This is a genomic window from Ruegeria sp. CDSA241, assembly GCF_059611265.1.
Genome location: NZ_JBXWPF010000002.1, coordinates 66,859 through 93,841 on the forward strand (window position 1 = coordinate 66,859; position 26,983 = coordinate 93,841).

29 protein-coding genes are annotated in these 26,983 nt (G+C 54.9%); 15 read left to right on the plus strand and 14 right to left on the minus strand.

The genetic code is table 11. The features are described 5' to 3' along the window. The first annotated feature begins 2 nt into the window (after nt 1-2). The 7 genes from AC2FJV_RS02405 to AC2FJV_RS02435 all read left to right on the plus strand — a co-directional run bounded on the left by AC2FJV_RS02405 (nt 3) and on the right by AC2FJV_RS02435 (nt 7,765). Nucleotides 3-1,100, plus strand: coding sequence for a branched-chain amino acid ABC transporter permease (locus AC2FJV_RS02405; protein ID WP_281994625.1), 1,098 nt, complete (start codon nt 3-5; stop codon nt 1,098-1,100). Further along, nucleotides 1,097-1,861 carry an ABC transporter ATP-binding protein gene (locus AC2FJV_RS02410; protein ID WP_281994626.1) on the plus strand — a complete coding sequence of 255 codons (765 nt, stop codon included), beginning with the start codon at nt 1,097-1,099 and terminating at the stop codon, nt 1,859-1,861. The genes AC2FJV_RS02405 and AC2FJV_RS02410 overlap by 4 nt, the downstream gene beginning before the upstream one ends. Then, entirely contained in the window at nt 1,858-2,631 is a 774-nt protein-coding gene (locus AC2FJV_RS02415; RefSeq protein ID WP_496712473.1) for an ABC transporter ATP-binding protein, read from the plus strand. The genes AC2FJV_RS02410 and AC2FJV_RS02415 overlap by 4 nt, the downstream gene beginning before the upstream one ends. A gap of 5 nt (nt 2,632-2,636) precedes the next feature. Then, nucleotides 2,637-4,523 (plus strand): AMP-dependent synthetase/ligase, encoded by a 1,887-nt coding sequence (locus AC2FJV_RS02420; protein WP_496712475.1) that lies wholly within the window; start codon nt 2,637-2,639, stop codon nt 4,521-4,523. Between the two features lie 29 nt (nt 4,524-4,552). After that, nucleotides 4,553-5,713, plus strand: a complete 1,161-nt coding sequence (locus tag AC2FJV_RS02425; protein ID WP_496712477.1) for an ABC transporter substrate-binding protein — start codon at nt 4,553-4,555, stop codon at nt 5,711-5,713. Nucleotides 5,714-5,857: 144 nt separating this feature from the next. Beyond that, entirely contained in the window at nt 5,858-6,523 is a 666-nt protein-coding gene (locus tag AC2FJV_RS02430; protein WP_496712479.1) for a YrbL family protein, read from the plus strand. Nucleotides 6,524-6,676: 153 nt separating this feature from the next. Further along, entirely contained in the window at nt 6,677-7,765 is a 1,089-nt protein-coding gene (locus AC2FJV_RS02435; protein WP_496712481.1) for an SGNH/GDSL hydrolase family protein, read from the plus strand. Nucleotides 7,766-7,867: 102 nt separating this feature from the next. On the opposite strand, the gene rpsI is transcribed toward AC2FJV_RS02435, so the two are convergent. The 4 genes from rpsI to AC2FJV_RS02455 form a co-directional block, all read right to left on the minus strand. Then, the gene (gene rpsI, locus AC2FJV_RS02440; RefSeq protein WP_271947073.1) at nt 7,868-8,353 is read right to left on the minus strand and encodes a 30S ribosomal protein S9; all 486 of its coding nucleotides are present in this window, start codon (nt 8,351-8,353) and stop codon (nt 7,868-7,870) included. A gap of 5 nt (nt 8,354-8,358) precedes the next feature. Next, entirely contained in the window at nt 8,359-8,817 is a 459-nt protein-coding gene (gene rplM / locus AC2FJV_RS02445) for a 50S ribosomal protein L13 (protein WP_113790645.1), read from the minus strand. 147 nt (nt 8,818-8,964) lie between these two features. Next, a complete protein-coding gene (locus tag AC2FJV_RS02450) occupies nt 8,965-9,495 on the minus strand; it encodes a GNAT family N-acetyltransferase (RefSeq protein WP_496688045.1) in 531 nt (176 codons plus the stop codon). Nucleotides 9,496-9,506: 11 nt separating this feature from the next. Next, the gene (locus AC2FJV_RS02455; RefSeq protein WP_496688042.1) at nt 9,507-10,910 is read right to left on the minus strand and encodes an aminotransferase-like domain-containing protein; all 1,404 of its coding nucleotides are present in this window, start codon (nt 10,908-10,910) and stop codon (nt 9,507-9,509) included. Between the two features lie 99 nt (nt 10,911-11,009). On the opposite strand from AC2FJV_RS02455, the gene AC2FJV_RS02460 reads away from it, so the two are divergent. Beyond that, nucleotides 11,010-11,237 carry a DUF1127 domain-containing protein gene (locus AC2FJV_RS02460; RefSeq protein ID WP_142633870.1) on the plus strand — a complete coding sequence of 76 codons (228 nt, stop codon included), beginning with the start codon at nt 11,010-11,012 and terminating at the stop codon, nt 11,235-11,237. Between the two features lie 59 nt (nt 11,238-11,296). On the opposite strand, the gene AC2FJV_RS02465 is transcribed toward AC2FJV_RS02460, so the two are convergent. Continuing rightward, the gene (locus tag AC2FJV_RS02465; protein WP_496712484.1) at nt 11,297-11,740 is read right to left on the minus strand and encodes a PaaI family thioesterase; all 444 of its coding nucleotides are present in this window, start codon (nt 11,738-11,740) and stop codon (nt 11,297-11,299) included. A 58-nt stretch (nt 11,741-11,798) separates the two neighbouring features. On the opposite strand from AC2FJV_RS02465, the gene AC2FJV_RS02470 reads away from it, so the two are divergent. From AC2FJV_RS02470 to gluQRS, 4 genes are all read left to right on the plus strand, one after another. Next, the gene (locus AC2FJV_RS02470; protein ID WP_142633874.1) at nt 11,799-12,584 is read left to right on the plus strand and encodes an enoyl-CoA hydratase; all 786 of its coding nucleotides are present in this window, start codon (nt 11,799-11,801) and stop codon (nt 12,582-12,584) included. 261 nt (nt 12,585-12,845) lie between these two features. Next, on the plus strand, nt 12,846-14,186 hold the full coding sequence (trmFO, locus tag AC2FJV_RS02475) for a methylenetetrahydrofolate--tRNA-(uracil(54)-C(5))-methyltransferase (FADH(2)-oxidizing) TrmFO (protein WP_496712486.1): 1,341 nt from the start codon (nt 12,846-12,848) through the stop codon (nt 14,184-14,186). Between the two features lie 37 nt (nt 14,187-14,223). After that, entirely contained in the window at nt 14,224-14,838 is a 615-nt protein-coding gene (locus tag AC2FJV_RS02480) for a class I SAM-dependent DNA methyltransferase (protein WP_496712489.1), read from the plus strand. Next, complete coding sequence (gene gluQRS / locus AC2FJV_RS02485) at nt 14,835-15,731, plus strand: tRNA glutamyl-Q(34) synthetase GluQRS (protein ID WP_496712491.1); 897 nt, start codon at nt 14,835-14,837, stop codon at nt 15,729-15,731. Before AC2FJV_RS02480 ends, gluQRS begins: the two co-directional genes overlap by 4 nt. Nucleotides 15,732-15,735: 4 nt before the next feature. On the opposite strand, the gene hisI is transcribed toward gluQRS, so the two are convergent. Further along, complete coding sequence (gene hisI, locus AC2FJV_RS02490) at nt 15,736-16,125, minus strand: phosphoribosyl-AMP cyclohydrolase (protein ID WP_496712495.1); 390 nt, start codon at nt 16,123-16,125, stop codon at nt 15,736-15,738. Between the two features lie 48 nt (nt 16,126-16,173). Between hisI and AC2FJV_RS02495 the strand changes: the two genes are divergently transcribed. Next, nucleotides 16,174-16,626 carry an iron-sulfur cluster assembly scaffold protein gene (locus tag AC2FJV_RS02495; RefSeq protein WP_142633884.1) on the plus strand — a complete coding sequence of 151 codons (453 nt, stop codon included), beginning with the start codon at nt 16,174-16,176 and terminating at the stop codon, nt 16,624-16,626. Between the two features lie 60 nt (nt 16,627-16,686). Further along, nucleotides 16,687-17,325 carry a MarC family protein gene (locus tag AC2FJV_RS02500; protein ID WP_142633886.1) on the plus strand — a complete coding sequence of 213 codons (639 nt, stop codon included), beginning with the start codon at nt 16,687-16,689 and terminating at the stop codon, nt 17,323-17,325. Nucleotides 17,326-17,511: 186 nt separating this feature from the next. On the opposite strand, the gene AC2FJV_RS02505 is transcribed toward AC2FJV_RS02500, so the two are convergent. The 5 genes from AC2FJV_RS02505 to sciP form a co-directional block, all read right to left on the minus strand. Further along, a complete protein-coding gene (locus AC2FJV_RS02505; protein WP_496712500.1) occupies nt 17,512-17,796 on the minus strand; it encodes a hypothetical protein in 285 nt (94 codons plus the stop codon). Then, the gene (recG, locus tag AC2FJV_RS02510) at nt 17,748-19,838 is read right to left on the minus strand and encodes an ATP-dependent DNA helicase RecG (protein WP_496712504.1); all 2,091 of its coding nucleotides are present in this window, start codon (nt 19,836-19,838) and stop codon (nt 17,748-17,750) included. The genes AC2FJV_RS02505 and recG overlap by 49 nt, the downstream gene beginning before the upstream one ends. Continuing rightward, the gene (gene ligA, locus AC2FJV_RS02515; RefSeq protein WP_496712508.1) at nt 19,835-21,961 is read right to left on the minus strand and encodes an NAD-dependent DNA ligase LigA; all 2,127 of its coding nucleotides are present in this window, start codon (nt 21,959-21,961) and stop codon (nt 19,835-19,837) included. The genes recG and ligA overlap by 4 nt, the downstream gene beginning before the upstream one ends. A gap of 123 nt (nt 21,962-22,084) precedes the next feature. Next, nucleotides 22,085-22,801, minus strand: a complete 717-nt coding sequence (ctrA, locus tag AC2FJV_RS02520) for a response regulator transcription factor CtrA (RefSeq protein ID WP_281972126.1) — start codon at nt 22,799-22,801, stop codon at nt 22,085-22,087. Nucleotides 22,802-22,883: 82 nt separating this feature from the next. Then, on the minus strand, nt 22,884-23,177 hold the full coding sequence (sciP, locus tag AC2FJV_RS02525) for a CtrA inhibitor SciP (protein ID WP_281972127.1): 294 nt from the start codon (nt 23,175-23,177) through the stop codon (nt 22,884-22,886). Nucleotides 23,178-23,306: 129 nt separating this feature from the next. On the opposite strand from sciP, the gene mnmA reads away from it, so the two are divergent. Then, nucleotides 23,307-24,452 (plus strand): tRNA 2-thiouridine(34) synthase MnmA, encoded by a 1,146-nt coding sequence (gene mnmA, locus AC2FJV_RS02530; protein ID WP_281994637.1) that lies wholly within the window; start codon nt 23,307-23,309, stop codon nt 24,450-24,452. On the opposite strand, the gene AC2FJV_RS02535 is transcribed toward mnmA, so the two are convergent. From AC2FJV_RS02535 to AC2FJV_RS02545, 3 genes are read right to left on the minus strand one after another with little or no spacing between them, the layout of a single operon-like run. Continuing rightward, nucleotides 24,449-25,030, minus strand: a complete 582-nt coding sequence (locus AC2FJV_RS02535) for a cadmium resistance transporter (protein WP_281994638.1) — start codon at nt 25,028-25,030, stop codon at nt 24,449-24,451. The two genes, mnmA and AC2FJV_RS02535, sit on opposite strands and share 4 nt — an antisense overlap. Next, the gene (gene lpxB / locus AC2FJV_RS02540) at nt 25,030-26,187 is read right to left on the minus strand and encodes a lipid-A-disaccharide synthase (RefSeq protein ID WP_281994639.1); all 1,158 of its coding nucleotides are present in this window, start codon (nt 26,185-26,187) and stop codon (nt 25,030-25,032) included. Before lpxB ends, AC2FJV_RS02535 begins: the two co-directional genes overlap by 1 nt. Next, a complete protein-coding gene (locus AC2FJV_RS02545) occupies nt 26,187-26,981 on the minus strand; it encodes an LpxI family protein (RefSeq protein ID WP_496691265.1) in 795 nt (264 codons plus the stop codon). The genes lpxB and AC2FJV_RS02545 overlap by 1 nt, the downstream gene beginning before the upstream one ends. Between the last annotated feature and the right edge of the window lie 2 nt (nt 26,982-26,983).

The window sequence follows — 26,983 nt, forward strand, 5'->3', positions numbered from 1 at the left end:
CCATGCGGATCATTTTCAAGACCAGTTACATGCAAGATATCCGGCCTTGGAAAGACCGGTATCAACTGAGCCTATACCTGATCCTTCTAGGCGTCGTGATCGCCGCTCCGTGGTGGTTGGACGCATTCTATCTGGGTGAGCTGACAAATGTTCTGATCTGGGCGATTGCAGGTCTTGGGTTGATGATACTGACCGGCCATACCGGACAGGTCAGCCTTGGGCATGCGGCTTTTCTGGCCTTTGGGTGCTATGCGAATATCATCTTGATTGAGGCAGGCTTGCCATTCCTGCTGGCCTTCCCGATCGCCGGTATCCTGACCGGGATAGCAGGGGTGACCGTTGCTATCCCGGCCCTGCGCCTTCACGGTATCTACCTGGCAATCTTTACCATGGCCCTGTCGATCCTGATGGATGACGTGATTGTCCTGGCCGAGCCGATCACCGGCGGGGTCGCCGGTAAATATATCGGCGGGGTCGAGATATTTGGATTCATGGTCGATCGCTGGGCTACGCCGGTCCAATTCTTCTGGCTGGTGCTTGCAGTCGCGGTTCTGGTCACTCTGGGCTATATCAACCTGCTGCGCGCACCGCTTGGGCGCAGTTTCATCGCCGTGCGAGATTCTGAGGTCTCGGCCCAGGCGATGGGTGTTGATATTGCGCAGACCAAGATGATCTCATTTGCCCTGTCCTGCGCTGTGACTGGCTGGGCGGGCGCTCTGATGGGGATGTTCTCGGGCGCGTTCAATAACGAGACATTCAGCGTCCTAATTTCAATTCAGTTGCTGATGATGATCGTGATCGGTGGTCTGGGCTCAATCCACGGGGCATTCCTGGGTGCTGTCGTCATTGGGTTTCTGCCGCAATTTTTGTCGATCGCAAAAGAGTATGTCGGCGCAGTTTTCGGGGGCAGCACCGTCGCAATTCCGGGATTGGAATTTGGTATCTTCGGCATAATCCTGATCGCCTTTATCCTATTTGAACCCATGGGGATGTATGGACGTTGGCTGAAGATCCGGACATGGTTCGAACTGTTTCCCTTCTATCGCAAGGACATGTTCAAACGTCAGAAATCCTATCTCAAGACGGAGCGTCTGAGATGAGCCTGCTTGAATTTAAGAATGTCACTTTGAAATTTGGTGGCGTGACGGCTGTGAACGACCTGTCCTTTTCGGTCGAAGACGGCGAGGTTTTTGCCATAGTCGGCCCCAATGGCGCGGGTAAATCGACCGTTTTCAATCTGATCTCGCGCTTTTATGAACCAAAAGAGGGTTCAATCCGGTATGACGGGCATGACTTGCTGCAGGTGAAACCGTCCGGCGTTGCAGCATTTGGTGTTGCGCGGACGTTTCAGAATATCGAACTGTTCGAACACGCCACTGTTCTGCAGAACCTGCTGGTCGGGCGTCATCGGCACCGCAAGACAAAACTTTTATCCGAGGTGCTGTTTCTGCCGTCGGCCCGGCGGCAAGAGATCGAAAACCGTGAAAATGTGGAAGAGATCATAGATTTTCTTGATCTACAGGCCTATCGCGACAAGATGATATCCGGCCTGCCTTACGGTGTGCGCAAAGTGGTTGAAGTTGCCCGCGCCCTGGCCACCGATCCCAAGGTGTTACTGCTGGATGAACCGGCCTCGGGGCTGTCGGTCGAGGAAACGACCGATATGCGCTGGTGGATAGATGATATCCGGCGGCAGATGGGGATTACGGTGCTGATGGTCGAACATGACATGGCTTTGGTCTCGGGCGTCTCGGATCGGGTCCTTGCAATGGCGGATGGGGCAATGCTCGCACTGGGAACCCCTGCGCAGGTACAGTCACACCCGGCAGTGGTTGAGGCCTATCTAGGGAAAGTGTCATGAGCGATCCGATCCTGACCATTCGCAATGTCGAAAGTTTTTACGGGCCAATCATGGCAATCCGGGGCGTGTCGCTGGATGTGCATCCGGGTAAAATCGTGTCGATCCTTGGGGCTAATGGGGCCGGCAAGACTACATTGATGAAAACCGTGTCCGGCGTAATGGACCCAGAAAAGGGCAAGATCAGCTTTGACGGGGTCGAAATTCAAGGGGCCGAGCCACATAAAGTTGTGCAGAAAGGCGTCGTCCACGTACCCGAAGGGCGCGAAGTATTCCCCCTTTTGACCGTGGATGAGAACCTGAGTCTCGGGGCCTATACCTCGTCGGACCGGGGGCAAATTGATCAGGATCGCGATCTGGTTTTTTCATACTTCCCGATCCTGAAAGAACGCCGCAATCAAGAGGCGGGGACCTTATCCGGAGGCCAACAACAGATGTTGGCAATCGGGAGGGGATTGATGGCAAATCCAAGGATAATGTTACTGGACGAGCCCTCGCTGGGCCTGTCTCCTTTGCTTGTGCAAGAGATTTTCGGAATCCTGAAGCGCCTGAATGATGAACAGAACATGACGATGATGCTGGTTGAACAGAACGCCAATGCTGCGCTGGAACTGGCCCATCACGGCTATGTCATGGAGGTTGGGCGCATTGTCATGGATGGCGCTGCGGATGAACTGATGCGGTCAGAAGATATCCAGAATTTCTATCTGGGCGTGCAGGAAGAAGGTGCGCGTGAAAACCGCCGCTGGAAACGCAAGAAGACGTGGAGGTGAGCAGCATGAATATAAGCACCCTGCCCTCTCAGATCATGATCAACGGTGTTCAGTACAACGCAAATCCCGGTCAGCGACCTGTCTATGTAGATGAATGCACAACCATCGGGCAACTATTTCAAAAGCGTTGTGCCAATTTGGGCGCGCGTACGGCGCATCGTGAAAAGGATTTCGGTATCTGGAAATCCTATTCCTGGACGGATTACTGGCAGCACGCGAAATGGATAGGCCTCGCCCTGCAAAAGCTCGGTTTGAAACGCGGTGAGGTCGTATCGATCCTGTCCGAGGACCGAAAAGAATGGGCTTGGTTCGATATGGGCATTCAGGGCGTCGGGGGGATCGCCTCGGGCATCTATACGACGGATTCGGCCGCGCAACTGAAATATCTGATCAATGACAGTGACAGCCGTTTTCTGGTGGTCGAAAATGAAGAGCAGTTGGACAAGTTCCTTGAGGTCGAAGGTGATCTTTCCAATCTTTTGAAGGTTATCATCCTTGAGGATGAAGGTCTGCATGACCTGGACCATGACCGCTGCATGTTGATCGGCGATCTTTATGAGCTAGGTCAGCAAACCGAGCGTGAAGAGCCGAACCGCTTTGACGCCGAAATCGCGCTTGCATCCCCGCAGGATACCGCCCTTCTTGTCTATACGTCCGGCACGACCGGCATGCCAAAAGGCGCAATGCTGAGCCACGAGAACATCCTGGCCGCAATCGAAGCCGGCGCCCATTCCTTGCCCGCATTGGAAACAGATGAACAGCTGTGCTTTTTGCCGCTCTGCCACATCCTCGAGCGTGATGTTTCCATATATTTCCCGCTGGCAACGAAATCTGTCGTCAACTTTGCCGAAAGCCCCGAGACTGTTTTCGCAAATCTGCAAGAGGTTTCTCCTTCGACGTTTACGGCGGTCCCGCGTATATGGGAAAAGATCTATTCTCAGGTTCAGATCATGGCCCAGGATGCAACCTCGACCGGGCGCGCGGCCTTTGGAATGGCGGTAAAGGCGGGTCTGGCACGTGCCGAATATATCCTGGCGGGCAAGCCGGTCCCGGCCAGTGTTGCCGCGCAGTACTGGCTTTGGGACCGTTTGGTTCTGCGTAACCTGCGCCGGATGCTGGGGTTGGACAATATGCGGCGCGGTGGAAGCGGCGCCGCTCCGATTTCGGCGGACTTGCTGAAATGGTACTGGGCCATTGGTGTACCTCTGGTCGAAGGTTTTGGTATGACCGAAACATCGGGCCTGGCGACATTGAATACACTTGGAAACAACAGGATCGGAACCATTGGAAAGGCTGTGCCGGTCAATGACGTCCGTATTTCCGAAGGCGGAGAGATTCAGCTTAAAGGGTTGAACATCTTTCAGGGTTACTGGCGAAACAACGCCAAAACAGCCGAGACTTTCACTGCCGATGGTTGGTTGCGTACTGGTGATATGGGCGAGATCGACCAAGACGGTTTCGTGACCATTACGGGTCGCCTCAAAGATCTTATCATCACGGCGGGCGGCAAAAATATAGCCCCGGCCGAGATTGAAAGCCGTCTCAAGTTCAGCCCCTTTATCTCGGACGCAGTTGTAATTGGCGATAAGCGCAAGTTCCTGACTGCACTAATCATGATTGATCAGGAAAACGTGGAGAAATTTGCGCAGGATCGAAAGGTTCCCTTCTCGAATTTCGCCTCTCTTTGTGCCTCCGCCGAGGTTCGGGACCAGATCAAAGACGAAGTTGGTGCCGCAAACAAGGATTTCGCACGGGTTGAGCAGATCAAGGATTTCCGCCTGATAGATGTTCTGCTGACGGCAGATGATGACGAACTGACGGCCACAATGAAGCTCAAGCGCAGCTTTGTGGAAAAGAAACACGAACATCTTATTGAAGACATGTACAATTAGACAAAACGTTATCCAAAGGGAGGATTATAATGAGGAATCTGATTAAACGGCTGTCCGCTGCCACAGTATTGACGGCTGTCGCGACACTCTCCAGCGCTCAGACACAGGGTGTTACGGATGATGAGATCGTAATCGGGTCGGTCAATGATCTGAGCGGTATCTTCGCCGCCGTTGGTGTCCCAGCCACCAAAGGCGCCAATGTGGTGTTCGACCGCGTAAACGCTGCAGGTGGTGTTCACGGTCGGACCATCCGTTTTGTGGTTGAGGATAATGGCTATCAGATGCCGCGCGCGATGCAGGGCTACAACAAGTTGCTGAACCGCGACAAGGTGTTTGCGATGTTGCAATCTCTGGGTACGCCGATGAACCTGGCCGGATTCAAACTGCTGGATCCCAAGGGCATTCCGAATGTCGCGCCTTTGACGTCGTCGCAGAAAATGCTGCAAGAACCAGTGCGCAACAAATTCACGTCCTTTTCCACCTATTTCGATCAGGCGCGTGTTGGCGTGAACTATCTGGCCGGCGAATTCGGATCGCAAACAGTCTGCACCATGTATCTGCCCACCGATTTCGGCGAGGAGATTCTGGAAGGCAGCAAGGCGGGTGCCGAAGAGGCTGGGATCGGTTTTGTCACAGAAACCACCCACAAGCCCGATGAGACCGATTTCGTGGGCTCTCTGAGCAAGCTCAGAGATGAAGGCTGCGACATCGTCACCATGGCCCTTGGCGTTCGGCAGGCGATCTCTGTGGTTGGCACCGCCAAAAAGATGGGTCTAACGGATATGAAATTCTTGGGAACATCAGCCAGCTTCCTAACCGTCGTTGCCCAGGTGCCGGGTGGCGTAACGGATGGTTTTTATGCCGCCGCCTCATGGCTGGATTTGTGGGCCCGCGCGGATCAACCGGCCCCTGCAGCCTTCATCGAAGAGTATAAGGCTGCAACAGGCGAAGACCCCGTTGGATTTGCGATGTTGGGCTATTCCGCGGCTGAAATGATGGTTAAGGCGCTGGAAACCGCCGGCCCCGATCTGACTCATGACAGTTTCATCGCTGCAATGGAGACACTCGACTACAACGACGAACTGGTTGGAAACCACATCTCGTTTTCGCCGGACGACCACCAAGGTGCCGATACGGTGTTTGTGAGCGTTGTTGAAAACGGTGCTTGGAAGCTGGTCCACGAAGAGTAACGACTGAAAAACAGAGTTTGATCAGCATTCAGGCGTTAGAAACCACGAGCCGTCCGTTCCAATACGGACGGCTTTTTCATTTTGTTTTGAGCTATCCACCTGCGGATAATTGGTTCCAATGCAAAACCGCTATAGTTAAGCCAAATGGAAAAAACTCGAATCGAAAATCTGTTGTCGTTGAAAGATCGTAAGATCATCGCGCAGGGTAATCGGCAATTTGTCTATCAACACCCTGATCTGCCGGACACTCTGCTGAAGATCCCGCAACCTCAGACGATAGATGACGAAGCTCATCTTGTGACGGATACCTGGTTTGATCGGATGTTTCGACGCTCGACGGCGTTCAAAGGATTTCTGCGCGAGTTTCACGAGTCGTTTGATCTTATGGTGCGTCACCAGAAATCCGCTGCCCCTATCCCCGTATGTGAGGTGCGAGGTGTGGTTCAGACGGACCTGGGTCTGGCGCTTATGTACGAGCGGATTTCCGAGCCTGACGGACAGCTATCGCCCAGCCTTATTGGCTTGGTCCAAAGCCGTCGCCTTAAGCCGCATCACTTGGATTCGTTGAACGCGCATTTTGATATTTTGGTCAAAGAGAACGTTTTGGTCAGTAACCAGAACCCCGGCAACATCGTCTATCAGACGCTGGCCGACAGCTCAGGACGATGGGTCTGGATAGACAGTTTCGGAAATAAGCAGGCGATCCCAGTTCGCAGGTGGTTCCCAAGCCTGAATAAACGAAAGATCGACCAGACTCGGCAGAAATTCCTTACTTTGGCTCAACAGGCTTTAGGACGTGAAACGGACTGACAAATCCGTGTTGGAGCGACTTTCTTTTCGTCTCACGCTTGACGTGTGCGGGCTGTTAATCTCAACATTCAGAAATGTGTTTTGTGCGTCCTCGTCATTACCACGAAAACGGGACCAATTCAGTAAATGGTATTCTAGGTAGTTAGATAAAAAATGCGGTCAAAAATTCTGAACTTTCTGATCATCGTGATGATCTCTGCAACGCTTCTTGCTGGTGTGGAGCTGGGCATCCGTTGGCTGTCACCACAAGGCGTTCTGACAACATATCCAGAGGGTGGTCCACTTGGATTGAAGGACCCGGTCGTCGGGCATACGAACAGGCCAAACACTGTCGTCGCCATCAATGCACCAGAGTTCACGGTCGAGTATAAAGTCGACGAAAACGGGTTTCGTGAAACGCGTTTTCCAGCCAATGCCGCAGACGATGGAAGCACCATCAAGATCCTGCTGCTGGGGGATTCATTTACCTTCGGCGCTTCAAACGAGCTGGGCAATATCTGGCCTGAACTTTTGGCCCAGAAATTCCTGGATGAAGGCATGTCTGTGCAGCTGATCAACGCAGGCGTGCCGGGATATAACACATCTCAACAGGCGCTGTATCTTGAGCGGTTAAGCGAAAAATATAACCCCGATATTGTGCTGGTGACCTTTCTTCCCAACGATATGTTTGCAAATGAGCCTATTCGGACCGTTGATGGCGTTGATGTCGCTTACAGCGATGTCAGCTCGGTTGTGGGGTCCGGGAATATCAAGAAATCCTCGCTGCACTCGGTCACGATGTTAAAGCGAATGCTGATGGCCAACGATCAGAGCTATACCCAACTGTACCTGATGACGCCGCGAAAGGCGTTTTTCACCACCCCGATGAGCGAGCTGTTTCAGGCCAAAGTCGAGACGACAAAGCAGGTGTTTACCCGCATGGCCACCTTCACGCAGTCGCAGGGATCCGAGCTTGTGGTCGTGTCTGTCCCACAGTTGTTTCAGGTTCTCCAGGCCGCAAAAACATCTTCTGATCCCGAGGTTGATCCCGGCCTACCCGACCGCCTGATGGAGGGTGTGGTGGCCGAGCAAGGATTTCAGTGGCACGAAGCGTTGCCCTACCTCACCGAAGAATACAGCTCCACAGGTAAAGATCTGTATTTCAGATACGATGGTCATCTGAATGCCGACGGCAACAGGGTTCTGTCTGATTTCATGTTCCAGATTCTGGCCCCGCTGATCGAAACCAAAGCAGCTGGCTGAGTTCGAAAACAGATTCGGCAAACCAAATCCCAATCAACAAAAGAAAAACGGCCGCAACATTGTGCGGCCGTTTGAAACAGTCTTGAAGGTTCGTGCCAGCGATTAACGCTTGGAGAACTGGAACGAACGACGCGCTTTGCGCTTACCGTATTTCTTACGTTCCACAACGCGGCTGTCGCGGGTCAGGAAACCAGCGGCTTTCAGTGCGCCACGCAGCGACGGATCGTACAGTTGCAGCGCTTTCGAGACGCCGTGCTTGACCGCACCGGCCTGACCGGTCAGGCCACCGCCTTTGACGGTTGCAACAACGTCGAACTCACCTTCTACGCCGGCAACCTGAAACGGCTGGCGCAGGATCAGCTGCAGAACGGGGCGTGCAAAGTACACGTCCTGGTCTTTGCCGTTCACGGTGACCTTACCGGAACCCGGCTTGATCCAAACGCGGGCAACAGCGTCTTTACGCTTGCCGGTGGCATAGGCACGACCCAGTTCGTCGCGTACGGGTTCACGCACGATGACTTCTTCGGCCACAACTTCAACGCCTGCTACGGCGCTCAGCTCTTCGAGAGTATTGATCTGATCAGCCATGGTCATTAGCTCCGGGTGTTTTTCTTGTTCATGGATGCAACATCCAGAACTTCGGGCGCTTGCGCCTCATGGGGATGCTCGGCACCGGCATAAACACGCAGGTTGGTCATAACCTGACGCGATAGGCGGTTGCCCGGCAGCATGCGCTTGACCGCCTGGGTCACGACGCGCTCGGGGTATTTGCCCTCGAGGATCTGCTGCTTGGTGCGCGACTTGATGCCGCCCGGGTGGCCAGTGTGCCAGTAGAAGTTCTCTTCGCGCTTCTTGCCGGTCATCTGGATTTTGTCAGCGTTGATCACGATGACATTGTCGCCCATGTCCATGTTCGGGGTGAACGACGCCTTGTGCTTGCCACGCAGACGCATGGCGACGATCGAGGCAAGACGGCCCAGAACAACGCCCTCGGCGTCGATCAGGATCCATTTCTTGTCGATGTCTGCAGGTGTTGCAGAAAAGGTTTTCATGGCAGGATAGTCCTGTTTGATGTGAAAGACCGCCCCCATACGGAGCGGTCCGAATTCGATGGATGGGGTTTAAACCCACGCGAAAGGCGGGTCAATACACGCAAATCAGTTTTAACTTAGCAAAAACAATGTATTACAAAATAGGTATTATTTTACCCCATGTTTTTGCCAATCTTTTTCCGTCAATACCCAACGCATCCACTGCCCAGCCCCGGTACCAAGAACAAGTTGCCGGGTATCAACGTACCGCGCCCCAAGTTTCGCGGTCCCTTTTTGTGATCGCAAGTTGGTTGGGTCGATATGAAACCAGACCTCATCCAGTTCGCCGAACACCTGATTTACCATCAGCGATTTGATCGCCCGATTGCTGGCTCCGCCCCAGTGATCACGGGTGATAAAGCTGTATCCGATGCCGATGCCCCCGGGAACTTCGGGAGGCTCATAATAGCGAGAGCACCCGATGACCCGGCCTGTCGCCTCTTCGCGTACTGTCACTGACCCACCTGCGCTCAACAGAAAATCGAAATAAGGGGCGAAAACTTCTTTCTGATGGCGGGATTTGGCGGGATGCCCGGCCCAAATCAACGGATCGCTGGCTGCAAGGTGCAGGTCTTCGAAGTCACTTTTGAGCATCGGTGTGACGACAAATCCCCTGTCCCGCATTTCCCGAATATCCATTAAGCGTCCCCTTACACCGAAATCTGTTCGGGTGGATTATCCAGCAAACGCCTGAGACGCTGCATTGCGTCCTCGAATTGATCCAACGATACATGCCCGTTCATGGCAATGCGCACCGCATTGGGCGCGCGCCCGTCACGCAAAGCAAACTCATCGGCAGACCGCAGTTGAATTCCCTCTCGCTCGGCTGCGCGGCTGAACGCAGCCGCTCGCCAACCAGAAGGCAAGTTCAGCCAGACAAAAGGTACATCTGAGGCCCAGTTCAGGTCGAACCCACCCAGGGCGTTTACGGCCACGCGCACATATTCCCCCATCCGGGTCCGGACATCTTTTGCGATTTGGCGCGTCCGCGGATCAGACAACATCAGCCGCGCCAGTTCGGCAAGCGGCTGAGCAAGGCCAAAATAGCCATATTCCGCTGAACGGCGCAGATCAACGCTGCGCTCGCGCGGCGCTATGGCAAACCCGACACGCAGTGCGGGCGTCAAGATCTTCGAGATCGACGACACATGCCATCCCCTTTCCGGCGCCAGGGCGCGATAGCTGGGCGCTCTTGCATCACCCATGCGGTAGCAGTCGTCTTCGATTATCTGGACGCCAAACCGCCGCGCGATTTCCACAACTTCTTTGCGGCGTTCCAGTGGCGTATGTGAGCCGGTCGGATTTTGAACCTCGGGTGAGACACATATGGCCTGCGCCGCCGACTGGCGAAGGACATGCTCCATAGCGTTGGGATCCACGCCCCATTTGTCCATCTTTACGCCAACGACCTCTGCACGCATCAACTCACCGGCGCGTCGGAACCCCGCGTATGACAGATCCTCAACCAGAACGATCGGCTTTGGTCCGCGTAATATTGTCTGAAATACAAGGCAAAGGCCGTTTTGTCCGCCGTGGGTCAGAACGATATCGTCCTGCGAAATTGGTCCCAATGGCAAATCGGAAAGCCAATCTACAACAGCCTGTCGCATAGGTTTATACGCATCGCGGGTTGGATAGTTCATAAACAGGCGTGGATCGGATTGTGCCACTTTCTGCATACATTCGCGGATCAGGGCCACCTGCCCCATATCGGCGAGCCTTGGGCTGAACAGGCTGACATTGGCTTCATATTTGTCATCTCTGAGATGAAGTTGCCGAGCCCAGACATCATCGAGCAGAGGCGCCTTGGGCGGGGCCACAAATGTACCACGTCCTACTTCGGCGCTGAGCAGACCTTCGTCTGTGAGTATTGTATAGGCGCGCGCAACGGTGCCCGGTGTGATTTGTAACCTATAGGCAAGTTCCCGTACCGGCGGCAGCTTTGTACCGACTTCCAAAAGATTGTTATCTATAGCTTTTCGAATTGTATCGGCGACCAGTGTATATTTTGGCCCTTTGGATTTAGGCAGTGACTCTGGCCAAATTGTATCCATTACAATTCTTCCTTTGATTGCAGCACAATTCTGAATGTATCAAGTGTTCATACCGAACATATTACGTTTGTGTCAATACAATTTGAAAGGAACTCCAAGATGACACGCGCAATGCACAACCCCGCCCTGATAGCGCTTAACGACAGCCCCCGGCTGCCGCTGATTGCCGCACTGGCCGTGCGGTTTGCGGCGACGGTCACAAAATGGGAGCGGCAACGCCGCAGCCGAATTAACTTGTCCAATCTCGATGACAGGCTGCTGAAGGATGTGGGCCTGACTAATTATCAGGCCAGACGAGAGATCGAACGCCCTTTTTGGCAGGGCTAGGTAATCCCCAGTCCCTATATGGGACCTCTTCCTTGGCCGGGTTTATCCCGGCCATTTTTTCACCCAAAAGCTGCCGCAGCTGACCCCTCTGGTGGTAAAGAATAGGTCATCGTTGCGCGTGCGACGGGTTTGTCTGACCCTTCCGAAAATATTAGAACGTCACCTACGGCAAGGGTTTTTCCTAGCTTCAGCAAGGTGCAGCGCGCAATCAAATCTGCATTTCCATCTGGTTTACGCATGAAGTCCATTGAACAACCGGTTGTCACGGCCAGAGACTGCTGGCCCCTGCGCGCCAGGATCAGTGCGTAAACGCTTACATCAGCTAATCCAAACATAGACGGCCCCGAGACGGTCCCACCGGGGCGCAAATGACGATCGCCAACGGCAAGTCTCATGACGATGGACTCTTCGGTCAGATCCCGGACCGAATAATCCTGACTGACCTGGGGGAAGATTTGGCTCATATAATCCTCCAGTTCCTCCCGATTCATTGCCAATGACATACTTCCCCTCCTGGATTTGCCGACCTAGAGTTGGCCTCACATCAGATCGGAGGGCAAGATGGGAATTCTGGAACGAAATGACGCAGACGCCGTGGCTAGGCTTACAATGAATGCGCCAGACCGACTCAACGCCCTAAGTGACGAAATGCTGGCTGCACTGCAGACTGAACTTGATACTCTGCGCGAAGACAGTTCCATCCGGGCGGTGATCCTTTCTGGTAAAGGCAAAGCTTTTTGTGCGGGTCATGATCTGAAACAGATGACAGCTGGGCGCCAATCTGAAGACGGCGGCAAAGCCTATTTCCAGGACCTATTCAATCGCTGTGCGAAAATGATGCTTTCGATTCAGTCGCTTCCGCAGCCGGTAATTGCCCAGGTGCACGGCATTGCTACGGCGGCCGGATGCCAGTTGGTTGCAACCTGCGATCTTGCTGTAGCTGCCGAAGGGACGCGGTTTGGCGTAAACGGTGTGAATATCGGGCTGTTCTGTTCGACTCCAATGGTTGCTCTTAGCCGAAACATTCCACGCAAACACGCCTTCGAGATGTTGACGACCGGAGATTTCATTCCGGCGTCACGAGCTGCTGAGCTGGGTCTTGTCAATCGCGTGGTGCCAGAAATGCTGTTGGAGCATGAGGCTGTTTCACTGGCCGAGCAGCTTGCCTCCAAACTGGGATCTGCCGTGAAAGTCGGAAAACAGGCCTTCTACCGCCAGTTGGATATGCCATTGGATCAGGCCTATTCCTATACCGGCGAGGTAATGGCTCAGAATATGATGCATCGGGATACCGAAGAAGGAATATCTGCATTTATCGGAAAAAGAGATCCAAATTGGAGCCAATAAGGAATTTGTCATGCATATTTTTCCGCAATGTCGCCATTTTTGGACTTTTCAAATGGGCGTTACTGTGGCAATGCTGAGACGAGGCTAAGGCCTTGAACACTTTTTGGGTCGCCGTGGGCGGAAGGTCCCTCCGAGCTGGTTTCTCTCACTGGCGCAGACATTCCCGCATCGGCGACCCCAAAAATCCCTTGAAAACATGATTTCCCGTGCGCCATCGCTGCTGTGTTGCGTTGCGATCTTCTGTGCCCTATGTGGCAGCTTATGACACAGAAATTGCATATCGTGGGCGGCGGCATGGCCGGGTCCGAGGCTGCCTGGCAGGCGGCGGAAATGGGCGTCGAGGTCGTGATTCACGAAATGCGCCCAAAAGTCGGAACTTTTGCGCATCAGACCGGCAACTTGGCCGAGATGGTCTGCTCGAACTCATTCCGGTCGGATGATGACGAACAGAACGCCGTTGGACTGCTGCATTGGGAAATGCGCGAGGCCGAAGGGTTGATCTTGAAAACGGCAGATGCGCACCGACTGCCGGCCGGGGGCGCATTGGCTGTGGATCGCGATCCGTTTGCGGAATCTGTGACGGCCAAGTTAAAGGCTCACCCCCTTGTCGAAATCACTGGCGAAGAAGTGACCGCCCTGCCCTCTGACGGCCAATGGATATTTGCCACCGGCCCTCTGACGTCTGCTGGATTGGGAGAAGCAATCCGCGCGGAAACCAGCGCCGAGTCGTTGGCGTTCTTTGATGCCATTGCACCAATCGTATATGCAGACAGCATCGACATGAGCAAAGCTTGGATGCAATCTCGGTATGACAAGGGTGAGACCGAAGAAGAACGCACCGCTTACCTGAATTGTCCGATGGACCGAGAACAGTACGACGCCTTCATCGACGCCCTGCTGGCCGCCGACAAGACCGAGTTCCATGAAGGAGAGACCGCAGGCTATTTCGATGGCTGTCTTCCGATAGAGGTTATGTCCGAGCGCGGTCGTGAAACGTTGCGCCACGGACCGATGAAGCCGGTCGGCCTGACGAACCCGCATCAGCCCGAGGTAAAGCCTCACGCGGTGGTTCAACTGCGCCGGGATAACGCCCTGGGAACATTGTTCAATATCGTCGGTTTTCAGACCAAGATGAAATACGGAGCCCAAACCGATGTATTCCGCATGATTCCTGGGTTGGAGAATGCCAGTTTTGCGCGGCTGGGCGGTATTCATCGCAATACGTTCATCAATTCTCCGACATTGCTGGATTCCCAGATGCGGCTGAAATCAAAGCCCAATATCAGGTTCGCTGGTCAGATTACCGGTGTTGAAGGTTATGTGGAAAGCGCCGCGATGGGTCTTTTGGCCGGACGTCTGGCTGCTGCCGAGATGTTGGGCCGTACCGTTCCCGAAGTTCCGCAGGACAGTGCCATGGGCGCTTTGATCCACCACATCACTGGCGGTGCCGAGGCAAAGACATTCCAGCCAATGAACGTGAATTTCGGTCTGTTCCGTCCTGTCGATGGGTTAAAAGGCGGTCGGCGTGGCCGAAAAGACCGCTACAAGGCCTATACTGACCGGGCCAAGGAAGAATGGACCAAGTGGTTGGCGCATTGGTGACTGGACGGGTCCGGCCCCGACGTCCTAACATATCGGTATGAGCGATAAATTCCTAAAGGATGTCTATGGGCTGGATTCGCCTCAGGCGACCAAAGCACATTATCAAAAATGGGCCTCGTCTTATGATGATGAGGTTGGGTCAAACGGTTATGCGACCCCGGGACGTATCGCCCGGGCTCTCTGGTCGCAACTGCCCGAGCCCAAAACCCCAATTCTGGACTATGGCTGCGGTACCGGTCTGTCGGGTGTCGCACTGAACGCGGTAGGATTTGAGGTCGTCGATGGAATAGACCCCACCCCGCAGATGTTAGAGGGCGCTCTGGCAAAGGGGGTTTATCGCAACCTGATCAGCTTTGACATCGCAGATCCCAGCCCGCTGCAGTCTGGCGCGTATAAGGTCATCACCGCAATCGGGGTCATCGGCGTGGGTGCCGCACCACCTGAGACTTTGGATATGCTCATCAACGCGTTACCGTCAGGCGGCCTTATTGCTTTTTCCTTTAATGATCATACGCTTGAAGATCACAGCTACACCGTTCGCCTCAGCGATTGGCTGGATATGGGCGCGGCACGATTGCTGTTCCGCGAATACGGCCCGCACCTTCCGGGAATGGACATGAAGTCTGACGTTTATATTGTTGAAAAAGTGTGACTTTAGTAACCAGATTTGCACCATCACCTACAGGACCGCTGCATCTTGGCCACGCTTATTCGGCGATTTTGGCACATGATTTTGCAAAGTCGAAGAATGGCCAGTTTTTGCTGAGGATCGAGGACATCGACCGATCTCGCTCGCGCCCGGCATGGGAAACCCAGATTTACGATGATTTGCACTGGCTTGGCCTGTCTTGGCCTGAACCGGTGCTGTACCAATCCACACGAGCTGCCGCCTATGATGCCGCGCTAGACGATCTGTGGTCGCGGGGGCTGCTGTACCCGTGCCGCTGCAACCGAAAAGACATCGCCAACGCGGCCAGCGCTCCCCAGGAAGGAGCCCCGCTTCATGGTCCGGACGGTCTTATCTATCCGGGAACATGTCGTGTGCGCTGGAAACAGCAGGGTTCAACAGAACAGCCACGCCCGCTGGATGTTCCGTTGCGATTGGATATGGCGACAGCAATAGAACAAGCTAGAAGTCTGTTTCAGAACGATAATAACACCGCATCGTTTCAAGAGATAGGAGAAGGCCCGGGCGCGGAATCTGGCAGGGTCCGGTTTACCAAGGCCGAGATGCTGGAAACGGTTGGTGATGTCGTTCTGTCGCGCCGGGATATGGGCACGTCGTATCACTTGTCGGTCGTTCTGGATGACGCTGCACAAAAAGTTACGCATGTGGTTCGTGGTCAGGATCTGTTCGAAGCCACACGTATCCACGTTCTGCTGCAGGCGTTGTTGAATTTGCCGACACCCATCTACCTGCATCATCGCCTGATACGCGATCAGGCCGGCAAACGGCTGGCTAAACGCGACGATGCGCGTGCCATTGCCAAGTTTCGCGACGAAGGGGCGACGCCCGAAGATATTCGGGCGATGGTCGGGCTTTGACCGATCAGGCCATGGGGGCCATGAGTTCGACCTCGTCCCCGTCTCTGACCGCTGTGTAAAAGCACGACCGACGGTTGGTGTGGCAGGCCGGACCGGTCTGGCGCACAAAGACAAGCAGGCAATCCCGGTCGCAATCCACGCGGAGATCAACCAATTCCTGCACATGGCCCGAGCTTTCGCCCTTGATCCAGAATGACTGGCGCGAGCGGGACCAATAGGTAACGCGTCTGGTTTCAAGCGTCTTTTCAATGGCGCTCTGGTTCATCCAGGCCATCATTAATACCTCGCCCGTATTTTCGTCCTGAACGATGGCCGGAATCAGCCCGGCCTCGTTGAATTTCAAACTCGATGCATCGAACGCGACTGAGGAAGACATGACAAAAACCTTTTGCATCCCGGTGGATGGCCACTATGTATTGGGAACATTCAACGAGGGAAAGCCATGTCCGGCGAGAATGACCTGATAAAGCTATACTCTGGCCGAATTCTGGCCCTTGCTGCTGACATTCCACATCTAAGCCGGCTTGATGACGCTGACGCTACGGTGAAAAAACGCTCGCCCCTATGCGGGTCGACCATCACGGTTGATGTCAAAGTTCAGGATGGCAGAATTTCAGAGTTCGGTCAGGACGTGAAAGCCTGCGCTTTGGGACAGGCCTCCGCTTCGGTTGTTGGCGGGGCAATCGTCGGAACAACGCGTGCCCAGGTCGAAAAGGCGCGCGAGCAACTGTCCGCGATGCTGAAAAAGGATGGATCGGCACCCGAGGCCCCATTTGATGGGCTAGAGGTTTTGATGCCCGCACGGGAATATAAGAACCGTCATGCCTCGATCCTGCTGGTTCTTGATGCAACCGCAGAGGCATTTGAACAGGCGGAACGTGCAAATTGCGCCTAAACATGGTTTTGACGGGCGAAACGTTATAGCCTTTCGGAATAAACGAAGGGAATTCCAGTTTTGAACGGTTTACTTGAGCATTTTGTCACGCTTTGGGTTGTTATTGATCCGATTGGAACAATCCCGGTCTTCATCGCTGTTACCGCAGGGCTTGGGGCCGCCGCACGCCGTAAGATGGCGCTTGTGGCCTCGCTTATAAGCGCCGGGATTCTATTGTTTTTCCTGGTCTTCGGGCAACTGCTGATCGAGGCGCTGGATATCGGCCTGAACTCTTTTCAAGTCGCTGGCGGCATTATCCTTTTCCTGTTCGCGCTGACCATGATTTTTGGCGAGCCCAAACAGGAAGTCGAGCAGCGCGCTGCCGAGGACGACATCAAAGACGAACTCCACAAACACAACCCAGCGATCTTTCCTCTTGCCGTCCCCTCGCTTGCCTCACCAGGTGCGATGCTGGCCATCGTCATCTTGACCGATAACAACAGGTACAGTGTTGCTGATCAGGGGATCACGGCTTTGGTCATGCTGTCGGTTGTTGCGATTGCCTTTGTCCTGATGTTGCTGGCCGAGCCGATCATTCGGCTGATCGGCCATTCAGGCGCCGCCATCATCAGCCGTGTCATGGGGATGATCCTGGCATCGGTCGCAGTGAACTCGGTTCTGTCGGCGTTGTTGGAAATTATGAAAACCGGTCAGCTCTAAAAAAAACCGCCGCACCTTTCGGGCGGAAAGGGCGGCGGCAGGTAATGCGTTTCTCATGTGGGGTCCGGATATCCGCGCGGGGCCGAGGCATGGCCCTTCAAGGGTATTGGGACAGGCAGGTCACCCTTGATTGAAATGGGGATGACAAGCGCGGCGTGATCGGCATGAGATCGCAGGCAGAAAGACTTAATACGTTCCGGGAAGATGAAGTGCGACCATAAGTATGACCACCAGTGCAACCGCACCTGCTGCGTCCTGCAGCAGCGTCGACTGGGAACGATTTAGGGTGGTCTTGATCTGGGTCAGCATATAGGTTCCTCCGGTCAGGGTTTTAATCCTTTGTTGACCTTTTGTTCTCATATTTTGCTGTCTTGGTAAAGAACTTTTTGAGAACATTTGTGAACTAATGTTCCTGTTTTCGTCTAACCAACTGATATCAAACGGATTGCCTGATCCTGTTTCATCAGCCACAAAAGAACACGAGCCGCCTTGCCCCTTTTCGTTTCAAGTTTGGCGTCCACGCCCAGCAGAGCCCTTGCGTCAGACTGCGCAACTGCCATCAAACCGGCCTGCCTTTCCAAATCGGCGATACGGAACTTCGGCAGACCTGACTGCGCAGTACCGATCAGATCGCCCGCTCCGCGCATTTGCAGGTCTGTCTCAGAGATTTTGAACCCGTCTTCGGTTTCGCGCAGAACTTCCAGCCTTTTGCGCCCCCCTTCGCCGAGGGGTGGCTGATACATCAGCAGACATGTCGAATCTGCCTCGCCTCGCCCAACACGACCGCGAAGCTGATGCAGCTGCGCCAGGCCAAAAATCTCGGCCCTTTCGATAACCATGATCGAGGCATTTGGAACATTCACGCCAACCTCGATTACCGTGGTCGCCACCAGAACTTTGGTTTGCCCCTGCTGAAATGCCTTCATCGCAGCGTCTTTGTCGGCGGGCGGCATTTGGCCGTGAACCAGCCCTACGACCCCGTCCCCCAAAATGGCACGCAGCCTTTTGAACCGTTCCTCGGCAGCGGTCAGATCCGATACTTCGGATTCATCGACAAGCGGGCAGACCCAATAGCACTGGCGGCCCTCAGCAATAGCTTTTTGCAGATGCGAGACGACTTCTTGAATCCGTTCAGTGCTCACAACCGCTGTTTTGACAGGTTTTCGCCCCGGCGGCTTTTCATCAAGTACGGACACGTCCATGTCACCGTATTGAGTCAGGGCCAGACTGCGTGGGATCGGCGTTGCGGTCATGACCAGAACATCTGCTCCCTTGCCTTTTTCCGAAAGCTCCATGCGTTGACGGACCCCAAATCGGTGCTGTTCGTCGACGATTGCCAGCCGTAATTCCTGAAACGCGACATCGCTTTGAAATACGGCGTGAGTGCCCACCAAAATGTGAATATCCCCCCGTTGAAGCGCCAACAGCTTGGCACGCCGATCCGCCCCCTTGTCACGACCGGTCAGGATTTCCAGAACCACGCCCGCCTCTTCGGCGAGGGGGCGCAACCCTTCCAGATGCTGCTGAGCGAGTATCTCGGTTGGGGCCATCATGACGCCCTGCCCGCCCGCCTCGACCGCGACCAGTAGTGCCATGAACGCAACCAGAGTCTTGCCGGACCCAACATCCCCCTGAAGCAATCTGTTCATGCGCGTATCGGAGGCCATATCCCCTGCGATCTCTTGAATTGCGCGCTGTTGGGCGTTGGTGGGCTTGTATGGCAGGTTCGACAACACACGGGATTGCAGCTTGCCCGTACCAGCGCTGGCGATCCCCTTGACCCTGCGCTCTCTTTGGCGGGCTAATGCCAACGTCAGTTGATGCGCGAACAGCTCATCATAGGCCAAACGCTCATGCGCTGGAGAAAAAGACGCTACATCATCCGCACCCTGCGGATTATGCGCTGCTTGTACAGCGCTCAACCAGTCTGGCCAGTTCTCTTTTGCGACCTGCGCGGGATCAATCCATTCCGTCAATTCCGGCGCAAGTGTAACCGCGCTACGCGCGGCCTTGAAGGCAGTTTTCTGGGTCAGCCCCTGGGTCAAATGATAGACAGGCTCAAACTCAGGGATATCCTTTGCGTCCGCAGGCGGCAGCATGTGATCCGGGTGAACCATCTGAGCGATGCCGTCGAAAAGCTCGATCTTGCCAGAAATCACCCTGCGCGCGCCCTGAGGGAGCACTTTTTGCAAGTAGTCGCCGCGGGCATGAAAGAACACCAACTGAAATTCAGTCTGGCTGTCTTCAACATGGACACGATAAGCACCGCCCTTGTTTCTAGGGGGGCGATGGATGCCAACGGTGACTTCTACGGTCAGCGTCGAGGGCAAATCGACGCCTTGAATGGTATCGCGCCTGCGCCGATCAATCACCGCATATGGCAGCCCGAACAAGACGTCGCGCGGGGTCTCGACACCTGACTGCGCCAAGACCTGAGCCGTTTTCGGCCCCACGCCGTCAAGCGTTTCCAGCCGCGAAAACAGCGGGAACAGAGATTCGGGACGACCGCTCATTTGCCGTCGATCAGCTGCAACCAGCCATCTTCGTCGAGCGTCTCGATCCCAAGTTCAGCCGCCTTTTTCGCCTTTGATCCAGCGCCCGGTCCTGCAACCAAAAGATCGGTCTTTTTGCTCACTGACCCCGACACTTTAGCACCCAGTGCCTCGGCACGTGCTTTAGCTTCGGCGCGGGTCATCTTTTCAAGCGTTCCCGTAAAAACCACTGTCTTCCCCGCAACAGGGCTGCCCGAGGTATCGGGCCGTTTCGCGTCTTGGACATCAAGCTGCGCCACAAGATCGTCGATGCTCTGCCGTTCAGCAGGTTGGGCGAAGGCTGAAACCAATGCGCGGGCCATAACCTCACCAACACCGTCAACGTTCAGCAGCTCATCCCATTCTGACCCGGTCTGACTATGCGCTATGGTAACCGCTTTTTCCAGCTCATCCCATGATCCGTAATGCGTTGCGATTAGGTTCGACGCTGCCTCGCCGACATGTCGAATGCCCAGTGCAAACAGCAACCGACTCAGTGGAATAACTCGTTTTTCATCAATCGCTTGCCACAGATTGGCGGCGCTCTGCGTCCCCCATCCCTTGCGATTAGCCAGCCTGTTCAGATTCGCACTATCTCGTTGTTTCAGAGTAAAAATATCAGCGGGGGTCCGAACTGGCAGATCGGGATCGTCATAGAACATTTCAATCTGCTTTGCTCCAAACCCTTCGATATCAAAGGCCTTGCGTGAGACGAAATGCTTCAATTTCTCAACGGCTTGCGCAGGGCAGATAACGCCGCCGGTACAGCGACGGACCGCGTCACCTTCCTCGCGGATCGCATCGCTGTGACATTCAGGGCATTTTTCCGGGAAGATGAACTTTTCGGCATCATCCGGGCGTTTCGAAATGTCGACATCGGCAACCTTCGGGATCACATCGCCGGCGCGATAAACCTGAACCCAGTCGCCGATCCGAATGTCTTTGCCTTCGCGTATCTCGCCGCCTTTTGCGTCTTTACCAGAAATGTAATCTTCGTTGTGCAACGTTGCATTCGACACGACCACACCGCCGACAGTAACCGGATGCAGCCTGGCCACCGGGCTCAGCGCGCCGGTGCGGCCAACCTGAATGTCGATCGCTTCAAGACGGGTCCAGGCAAGCTCGGCCGGAAATTTATGCGCAATTGCCCAGCGGGGTGTGCTGGACCGGAACCCAAGCCGTGATTGCAGCGCAAGATCGTTTACCTTGTAGACCACACCATCAATGTCATATCCAAGCGTCGCACGCTGCAGCTCGATGCTGCGATAGTGATCCAGAATCTGCTTTGTATCCGTGCATAAACGGGTTAGCGGGTTGGTTGAAAATCCGAATTCCTTCAGGCGCTGTATGGCTTCGTATTGGGTGCTTGCCAGAGGCTCAGACAGCTCCCCCCAGGCATAAGCAAAAAACTTGAGGGGACGAGAACGGGTAATTGCGGAATCCAACTGACGAAGGGATCCTGCGGCGGCATTTCGCGGGTTGGCGAAGGTTTTTTCGCCTTTCTTGGACTGGCTCTCATTTAGACGATCAAAGTCGTCGTGAGACATATAGACCTCGCCGCGAACCTCAAGGATGTCTGGTGCGCCGGTGATTGCCTGTGGAATATCCGATATGGTTAGCGCATTTGCGGTAACATTTTCCCCGACTTCTCCGTCTCCCCGTGTGGCCGCATGGACAAGCCTACCCCTCTCATACCGAAGCGAAAGGGAGAGACCGTCGATCTTGGGCTCAGCCGTATAGCTCAATCCCGTCTCGTCATCCAACCCTAGATATTTTCGGACAGACCGATCGAAATCAGAGACGTCCTCGTCATGAAAAGCGTTGCCCAAAGACAGCATGCGCACGGCATGTGAAATCTTGGAGAACCCATCGGCGGGGCGGGCACCAACGATATCCGATGGGCTGTCAGATCGCTTGAGTTGCGGAAATCGCGACTCGATTTCTGAGTTTCTGAGTTTCAGCGCATCATAGTCGGCATCAGAAATCTCGGGGGCGTCTTTCTGGTGATACAATGAGTTCGCATGATGTAAAAGCCCAGCCAGCCGCGCCAGTTCATTGCGTGCCTGATCTTCCGTCAGGTCTGATACAGAAATAGAATTGCTCATGCCCTCGCCCCGTCAACTGTTCTTGGAGTTCAGTGATAGGGCGAGGGCATGGCTAGGTCCAGACGTGCTGTTCAGTGAACGAGGGTGTCGCCCCGGACCCTTGGCGACGTAAAACTTGCGCGCCTAGGCGCCAACCGCAATGCGAGGTTCGTCGACGCTGTTTTTCTGAGGATCGCGCAACACATATCCCCTGCCCCAGACGGTCTCGATATAATTTGCGCCGTCGGTGGCATTGCTAAGTTTTTTGCGCAATTTGCAGATAAAGACGTCAATGATCTTCAATTCGGGCTCATCCATTCCCCCATAGAGATGGTTAAGGAACATCTCTTTGGTCAGGGTTGTTCCCTTTCGAAGGCTCAGAAGTTCGAGCATTTGATATTCTTTGCCGGTCAGGTGAACGGCCTTGCCTTCCACTTCGACGGTTTTCGCATCCAGATTCACTGCAACGCGCCCGGTGTGGATTATGGATTGAGAATGCCCTTTTGAGCGGCGAATAATGGCGTGGATACGTGCAACCAATTCTTCTCTATGGAATGGTTTGGTCAGATAATCGTCAGCACCAAATCCGAAGCCTTTAATTTTACTTTCTGTATCGTCGGCCCCCGACAGGATCAGGATCGGCGTTTCCACCCGCGCAACCCGCAACTGGCGCAGCACTTCATGCCCGTTCATATCCGGAAGGTTGAGATCAAGGAGGATCAGGTCGTAATCGTAAAGTTTTGCGAGGTCGATCCCTTCTTCGCCTAAATCTGTCGCATATACGTTCAGATTGGCATGTGTCAGCATCAGTTCGATGCTTTTGGACGTGGTTGGATCATCCTCGACAAGAAGTATACGCATTTACTGCTCCAATTCAGCTCAATTTACCAATTAAAATCGAGCCTGCTCAAAAATGGTTAATCTGACGTTACCGTTGAATCATTTATTCACGCTCTCCTTTAGGTTGTCGATATTTTTTTATCGTAGTGACCTTTAATGCGTCCGTTCCGTGTTCTGCGACCGCAGAAACCCAGGAATTAAATTCTTCGTCGCTGAGGCCATATTGGTTTTTGGCTTCCGAAAGCGTAATCAATCCGTAAAGAACGCCACGGACTACAATCGCCTTACGGGATGCCACCCAGCGGGTTGTCTCTTTTGGCGGCAGATCAGCCCGGGATAAAACCGTTCCATCCGGCAGGGTTACCGACCTGGGCCCCTCTACTTTGTGCAAATACATCTTTCGGTCCTCTTCGTGCTGCGACAAAGCTGACACCATGCTACTTAATGTGTTGTGAAACCGCCCCTTGAGAGTATCTAGAATTTTCCTATATTCTGCCGGTCTTTCTTAACCCGTACTGGAACCGTCATGGCCCTCGACACCGAGACACCGCTGAACTCTCTTGGCTTTGCCAAGCCCCCGTCTGAAACACGGGTGGTTGTTGCCATGTCCGGAGGCGTGGACAGCTCGGTCGTGGCCGCGCATTTGGCGGATCAGGGGTATGACGTCATCGGCGTCACCCTGCAACTGTACGACCACGGTGCTGCCTTGGCCAAAAAGGGGGCCTGCTGTGCGGGTATCGACATTCACGATGCGCGCCGCGTGGCCGAGGAACGCGGGTTTCCGCATTACGTTCTGGATTATGAGAACATCTTCAAGGACGCCGTGATCGACGAATTCGCCGACAGCTATCTGGCCGGTGCGACGCCGGTTCCCTGCATTCGCTGTAACGAACGGGTGAAATTCAAGGACCTGCTGGAAACCGCCAAGGATCTTGAGGCTGATTGCATGGCCACCGGCCACTATATTCAGCGCAAGACAGGCCCCAACGGGCCGGAATTGCACAGCGCCGAGGATGCCAACCGCGATCAATCCTATTTCCTGTTCTCGACGACCCCGGAACAGCTGGATTTCCTGCGCTTTCCACTGGGCCACCTGCCCTCCAAGGATGCAACGCGCGAAATGGCTGCGCAATATGGGCTGGCTGTTGCCGACAAGCCCGACAGTCAGGACATCTGTTTCGTGCCCAACGGCAACTATGCCAGCGTAATCGAAAAGCTGCGCCCCGGCGCGGCGGAACCGGGTGAGATCGTTCATGCGGATGGTCGTGTGCTGGCCCAGCATAACGGGGTAATCCACTATACCATTGGTCAGCGCCGCGGGCTTGGTATCGGAGGCCTCAGCGACCCGCTTTACGTGGTGAAGCTGGATGTCGACAAGAAACAGGTTGTGGTTGGCCCCAAAGAAATGTTGGCCACCCGCACCATTCCGGTGCGTGAGATCAACTGGCTGGGCGATGAGCCGTTTACGTCACGCGATGAATGGCACGTCCTGGTCAAGGTTCGCTCGACCCGCCCCCCGCGTGAGGCCATCATCCGCCCACTTTCGGAAACCACGGCCGAGGTCGAGTTGCTGACCCCGGAAGAAGGTGTGTCGCCCGGTCAGGCCTGTGTCTTCTATGCATCCGAAGGCAGCCGCATCTTCGGCGGCGGTTGGATTTGGCGCGGATACTAAACTGCGTCGGTCCACGAGTTGCTGAGAATATAAAGACCAGCGCAGATCATCACGTAAGGAACAAGCATCTCAAGCTTGCGCGCGATGCGACCACTGATGAGCGGAGATTTGGCGCCCAGCAGCGCCAGCGTGGCCAATCCTACCACGGCAAGCCCTGCGCCGAAGGCTCCGGCGATCCGAAAGCCTAGCGTTGAATCCGCCAATAACGGCGCCAGAACGGCCAAAGTGTCCATCGACAGGCTGGTAAACAGTAAGGTTGTCACCAAAATTGACGCTCCGGCTTCGAGATGCGCCGGTGTATCGGCGCCCTGCCCGCGCCATTGGCGGATGGCGGCCAGACAGCCCAGTGTCAGCGGGATCATCCCCAGATACCCGGCCCAGCCCGGTATCACGCCCTCGATCCCCATGGCGAACAGCAAGGACGCCGAAATCACCAAGCCCTGTGCGAACAGAAAGCCAAAGACGGCCCGCTTGTCCCCTGACACCAAGATCAGCGCCACCAAGGCGGCAAGATTATCCAGATTGGTCAGTATCAATGCCAGAAAGGCCGAAAAACCAAAGAGGATGAACTCGGCCATCAGGACGGCATTCTGGCCAACACGGCCTTTGCAGCTCTGAAACCAGGGGCGTCGCCGCCACGGCCCAGGCGTTCCATTGTCAGATCCATCGCGCTGCGCTGCGCGTCAGGTTTCAGGGCGACCTCTCGTAGCGCTACGGCAATCTTGTCCGGCAGGCAGTCATCCAGCAGGCATTCCGGGATGGAACGCGTTTCCGAGACAAGATTGACCAATGTAACCGTGTCCAGATTGACCATACGTACTGCCAGTTTCTGGGTCAGCCAGCTGAGGCGGTAGGCAATCACCATGGGTGTTGCTTGGGCTGCAAGTTCAAGCGACACGGTACCCGATGCCGCCAGAGCAAGGTCCGCTGCGGCAAAAGCTGCGCGTTTCTGCTGAACCGCCTCTTCGGTCGGAACATTGCGCGGGTCGATCACGACGGGATTGCCTGGCCATGTCTGCAGATGTTCGGTTACGGCCTCGACCATATGTGCAACCGCCGGAACAATAACCCGCGTACCCGGCCGGTCGGCTAGGAATTGCCCCAGGGCCTGACCAAATACAGGGGCCAGACGGTCAACCTCACCCTTGCGCGACCCCGGCAAGGCAAGAACCAGCGGAGCATCCCCAAGATCATAGGCGGCGCGAAACTCCTGGATATCGCGATCTGAGGCGATGGGTTCGCTTGCAACCGGATGGCCAACAAAATCGCATTCCATCCCGGCGCGTTCCATATAGGGCGGCTCAAACGGAAGCAACGCCAGCACATGGTCGATGACCTTGGCCATCTTATCCGCACGCCCCGGTCGCCACGCCCAAACGCTGGGGGCCACATAGTGGACGGTTCGAGTATCGCTTGCCGCTTTGACCAGCTTGGCAACGCGCAACGAGAAGTCCGGACTGTCGATGGTGATCAATACGTCAGGTTTGGTGTCCAGCACGGCCTGCGCTGTCTCAGATATCCGGCGCTTGAGGTGAAAGAATTTTGGCAATACCTCAATCAGGCCCATCACTGACAATTCGGACATCGGAAAGCGGCTGTTCAGACCCTGGGCCTGCATCAATGGTCCGCCGACCCCGTCGAATGTAACATCTGGGACAAGGGCACGTAGCCCTTCCATCAACGCGCCGCCCAATCGATCGCCCGAAGGTTCGCCGGCGACCAGAAACACCCGCATCAGTTGGTTCGCTCACGCACATAAAGGAACAAACCCAGGCGATCGCACTCAGCAATTACACGTTGTCGCTGCAATACAAGCACCCCGCCTTTTTCGATCACGATCCCGGACAAACCAGCTGCGACGGCGCTGGAAATGGTTTCGGGTCCAATAGCTGGCAGATCCGCGCGAAAGTCCTGATCGGGCTTTGGACCCTTGAAAAGCACCCCACCCCCCGCATCGGGCCGTTGAGTCAGAGACTCGAGCATCCATGCGGTGCCAAAAATCCCTTCGATCGCCAAAGCCTGCCCTTTGGAAACTGCACAGGCCTGGCCGATATCAGCTGCCCCCATGGCACGCAGGATACCGGATGCCCGATCCGCATCTGCCCGATCCGCGTCTGAGGGCTGTGCCTCTGTCAAACAACCAAGCGGAGGCAGCAGTTCAGGCGCAATCTCATGCGCGGCACGGACATTCAGGCCTGAGTTTTCGAATATCCCAATGACAGCCCGTAATGCGCCGTCATCGCCGGACTGAATCGCCTGCACCAGAATAGGCACCAACGGCATCGTCGCGGCATCAATGCGCGACGGGTCAACGGCGGGACGTTGAACCGCTCCGGCCATACAGATTTCAGTTACGCCACGGGTTTTGAGATCCGCGATGAATGATCCAAGCTGTTCCAGCGGGAAAACGATGTCAGCAGACAGAGTATCCGGGGCAAAGCCTTCCATCGCGCAGATCAAGGGCCGTTCAGCCAGACAGGAAACCACTTCGTCCGGCAACACACCTGTTCCCGCGATCAGTGCCAACATGA